Origin of the sequence: Nocardia abscessus NBRC 100374 (assembly GCF_000308455.1) — a bacterium.
In the GTDB taxonomy this organism is placed as follows: Bacteria; Actinomycetota; Actinomycetes; order Mycobacteriales; family Mycobacteriaceae; genus Nocardia; species Nocardia abscessus.
Genome location: NZ_BAFP01000024.1, coordinates 1 through 3,830, shown reverse-complemented (window position 1 = coordinate 3,830; position 3,830 = coordinate 1). Strand labels below are relative to the sequence as shown.

The following is a 3,830-nucleotide window of genomic DNA, read 5'->3' as shown; positions in this document are numbered from 1 at the left end:
CGATTCCGGCCGGGCGCGCAAGGCGGCCAGTTCGTGCGCGATCGCGGCGACCATCCGGCGAGCGAAGTCCACCGGCTCGTCCGCCGCATCGGGGAACTCGGGCACGATCCGGTCGACCACGCCGTCGGCGAGCAGGTCGGCGGCGCTGATGCGTTGCGCGGCAGCCAGTTCCGCCGCATGGTCGGTGTCGCGGAAGACGATGGCGCTCGCCCCCTCCGGCGGCAGCGGGGCCAGCCAGCCATGCGTGGCGGCGAGCACCCGGTCGGCGGGCAGCAGCGCCAGCGCGCCACCGCCGGTGCCCTGACCGAGCAGCACCGAAACGGTCGGGGTGTCCAGCGTCACCAGATCCGCGATGCAGCGGGCGATTTCGGGGGCGAGCCCGCGCTCCTCCGCCTCCTTCGAGAGCGCCGCACCCACCGTATCGATGACCAGGACCAGCGGCAGCCGCAACTCCTGAGCAAGCGCCATACTGCGTCGCGCCTCGCGCAGGGCGGCCGGGCCCATGGTGTTCTCGCCCTGCTGGCCACGCCGGTCGTGCCCGAACACCACGCACGGCTGCCCTCGGAAACGTCCGAGAGCGAGCACCGCCGTGCGATCGGACTCGCCCTGCCCGGTGCCGCTGAGCGGAACCCGTTGTGTCACATGACGTAAGAGATCCCGAAGGCCGGGACGCTGCGGGCGGCGCGAGATCAGGACCGACTGCCACACCGCATTGCCCTCGGAACCGCTCTCCGGCACGCCGAGTCGAATCCCTTCTGCCTCAGCGTCATTCGAATCATGAGTTCGCGGCGGCGTCGACCTCGGTTCGAGTGCCGCAGGCTGGTCCGAAACCGGCCGTACGGCAGTGGAATCGGGTAACGCGACGCCACTGAACACACTCAGCGCGCGGTGAGCGATCCGGCGGAAAACCGGAATCGTCAGAACACCGTCGATGACGCCGCGACGATACAGGTTCTCCGCGGTCTGCACGCCCTCCGGAAACGGCCTGCCGTACAGGGCCTCGTAGACCCGCGGGCCGAGAAACCCGATCAGCGCGCCGGGTTCGGCGAAGGTGATGTGCCCCAGCGAACCCCACGAGGCGAAGACGCCGCCCATCGTGGGATTACGCAGGTACACGAGGTAGGGATGGCCGGCCGACTTGTGCGCCGCCACCGCACCGGCGATCTTCACCATCTGCACGAAGGCGACGGTGCCCTCCTGCATCCGGGTGCCGCCGGAGGTCGGTGACGCGACCAGTGGCAGCCCGAGTTCGGTGGCGCGCTCGACCGCCGAGACGATCCGCTCCGCGGCCGCCACACCGATCGAGCCCGCCAGGAATCCGAACTCGCAGGCGATGACGGCCACGCGCCGACCGCGCAGCAGTCCTTCGCCGGTGAGCACCGATTCATCGATGCCCGCCGCGACCGCCGCCTTCTGCAACGCATCGCGGTATTGCGGGGATGCGGCCACCGTCACCGGCGGCCGGTCCCAGCTGACGAACGAGCCCGTGTCGAGCAGTTGCTCGAGTAACTCTCGCGCCGAGGTACGCACCGGGCGAGCCTATCCGGCCCTACCCGGCGCCTCGGCAAGCCCCACGAGCACTCAGTAGCCCTGCATCACCTTGCGCAGCGCGTACTCGGTGAGCGCGACCAGTGCCTGCTTGGCCGGCTCCCGGCGACGGGCATCGATGGACAGGATCGGCACGTCGGCGGGCACCGCGAGTGCCTGCCGGATGTCCTCGATCGGGTACCGCGGCGCGTCGTCGAATTCGTTGAGCGCCACCAGGAAAGGCAGGCCGCGCGCTTCGAAGTAGTCGACGGCCGCGAAGCTGTCCTCCAGCCTGCGGGTGTCGACCAGCACCACCGCACCGATGGCGCCGCGGATCAGGTCGTCCCACATGAACCAGAATCGATACTGGCCGGGCGTGCCGAACAGGTACAGCACCAGATCGTCGGCGAGGCTGATCCGGCCGAAGTCCATCGCCACGGTGGTGGTCGACTTCATCGGAATGCCGGTCAGGTTATCGATCCCGGCGCTGGCATTGGTCACCAATGCCTCGGTGCGCAGCGGAACGATCTCCGAGACAGCACCGACCAACGTGGTCTTCCCGACGCCGAAGCCACCCGCGACCACGATCTTCGCCGATGTTGGCTTGCTGGTACGAGTGTCGACCTGCGCCGTCGAATCAAATACGCCGGAGTCCACTGAGAACCCTTTCGATCAGCTCGCGACGCTCATCGTCGCTGGAATCGTCTTTCAAAGTCGCCGAAACGCGCACGTGCCCGGCCTCGATCAAGTCGGCCACGAGCACGCGCGCCACCCCGATAGGAATACCCAATCGGGCTGCCACCTCGGCGACGGACGGCGATTCTCTGCACAACTCCACGATTGACGTCTCGATGTTGGTCAGTTCGAACTGCCGCTCGAGGGCGACCGGATGCGATGCGACGAGAGCTTCCAATGCCAACTCGACCGCGGGCCTGGTGCGGCCTGCGGTCAGCGAGTACGGACGGACGAGGCTGGGCTCGGCGCTCCCCACGCGGTGATCTTCTATGTCCATCCCACCATCAGGAACCCATCGTGACGCGTGGTGTGGCCTGAACAGTCTGGCCAACACGCTCGACCAACAGAGCCATCTCGTAGCCGACCTGGCCGATGTCACACGACGTGTTGGTCAGCACCGCGAGGTAGGAACCGTCGCCGACAGCCATGAGTAGCAGGTAGCCGTGCTCCATCTCGACGACGGACTGCAGCACGGTGCCGCCCTCGAACAGGTTCGAGACGCCGACTGACAGGCTGGCGAGACCGGCCGTGACGGCCGAGAGCTGTTCGGCGCGGTCGACGGGCAGCTGGGCACTCGCGGCCATGAGTAGGCCGTCAGCCGAGACCAGGACGGCATGGGCTACGCCAGGAACCTCGTTGGCAAAGTTCGAAACCAGCCAATCCAGCTGACGGTTCGTACCACCTAGATCGGGGTTCATCGGTCTCCTTTATCTCCGGTTAGGTTCATTGCTCTCATTGCGCGGCCATCCCGGACGCCCTGCTGGTGACGACTCAAGCTGGACCTGATCGTTTCTGGGTCACGGCGCGGCGCCCGATCCACCGCACCGGTCACGCCGCCGGGGACAAGCCTTCCGCCCGGATTGCGTTGCGGCAAGCCCGCCGCCGTTTTCGTCTCGGTCTGCGCCTCGCTGGCGCGGCGAGCGGCTTGCCAACCCTCGTCACCCGGCGATTCGAAGGAGGCGGCGACCTGAGACCTATCAGTGCTGGGATCCGACAGCCACGCCGACATCATCTCGGCGAAGATCGGGGTTCCGCCCATCGACGCCCCCGACTCTTCCGCGGGCTGCAGCCTGGTCTGGAAGAACGAGGCCGTCTTGGCCGGGTTGGACCGGAAGCTGTGCTTGCCTGGATCGCGCCCCGGCGGGGTGGCCTGCTGATCTTCGCTCGCGGCGTGCTGGCCACCGCGATCCCGCTGCGGCAGTGCGATGCCCGGCGGCACGGGCTGGCGCTGGGGCGCTTGGGCGCCCGGCTGCCGCTGCGGCAGACCGGTCAGCCCGCTCTCCCGCTGCGGCGGGCTCGACGGCGCGGGGGGACGCTGCGGCAAGCCGTTCGCGATACCGGGCTCACGCTGCGGCAGACCGTTCGAAGAATCCCGTTGCGGCAGGCCGTTGACGGCGGGCAGCGCACCGGAGCCCGGCTCACGCTGCGACAAGCCGTTCGCCGACTCACGCTGCGGCAGATGGTGGGCGCCGGTATCCCGCTGCGGGAGGCCGCTGCCCGGCTCACGCTGCGGCAGACCGCCCGAAGCGGACTCGCGCTGCGGGAAGTTCGGCGCAGGCTGCCGCGGC

4 protein-coding genes and 1 pseudogene are annotated in these 3,830 nt (G+C 68.6%); all 5 read right to left on the bottom strand.

All coding sequences use genetic code 11. The features are described from left to right. Nucleotides 1–1,530: carboxyl transferase domain-containing protein (locus ON19_RS03900; RefSeq protein WP_043686900.1), on the bottom strand; the 1,530-nt coding region annotated here is incomplete at its 3' end. A gap of 51 nt (nt 1,531–1,581) precedes the next feature. Next, nucleotides 1,582–2,184, bottom strand: coding sequence for a GTP-binding protein (locus ON19_RS03895; RefSeq protein WP_174186021.1), 603 nt, complete (start codon nt 2,182–2,184; stop codon nt 1,582–1,584). After that, nucleotides 2,165–2,539 (bottom strand): DUF742 domain-containing protein, encoded by a 375-nt coding sequence (locus ON19_RS03890; RefSeq protein ID WP_014981573.1) that lies wholly within the window; start codon nt 2,537–2,539, stop codon nt 2,165–2,167. Before ON19_RS03890 ends, ON19_RS03895 begins: the two co-directional genes overlap by 20 nt. 7 nt (nt 2,540–2,546) lie before the next feature. Beyond that, on the bottom strand, nt 2,547–2,960 hold the full coding sequence (locus ON19_RS03885; RefSeq protein ID WP_011207200.1) for a roadblock/LC7 domain-containing protein: 414 nt from the start codon (nt 2,958–2,960) through the stop codon (nt 2,547–2,549). Further along, nucleotides 2,957–3,830 (bottom strand): annotated as a pseudogene (locus ON19_RS39925) (sensor histidine kinase); the annotation flags it as partial. The gene ON19_RS03885 and the pseudogene ON19_RS39925, both read right to left, overlap by 4 nt.

Coding starts and splice junctions, on each gene's coding strand:
- ON19_RS03890 (WP_014981573.1), bottom strand. CDS start 2,539: ATGGACATAGAAGATCACCGCGTGGGGAGCGCCGAGCCCAGCCTCGTC.
- ON19_RS03885 (WP_011207200.1), bottom strand. CDS start 2,960: ATGAACCCCGATCTAGGTGGTACGAACCGTCAGCTGGATTGGCTGGTT.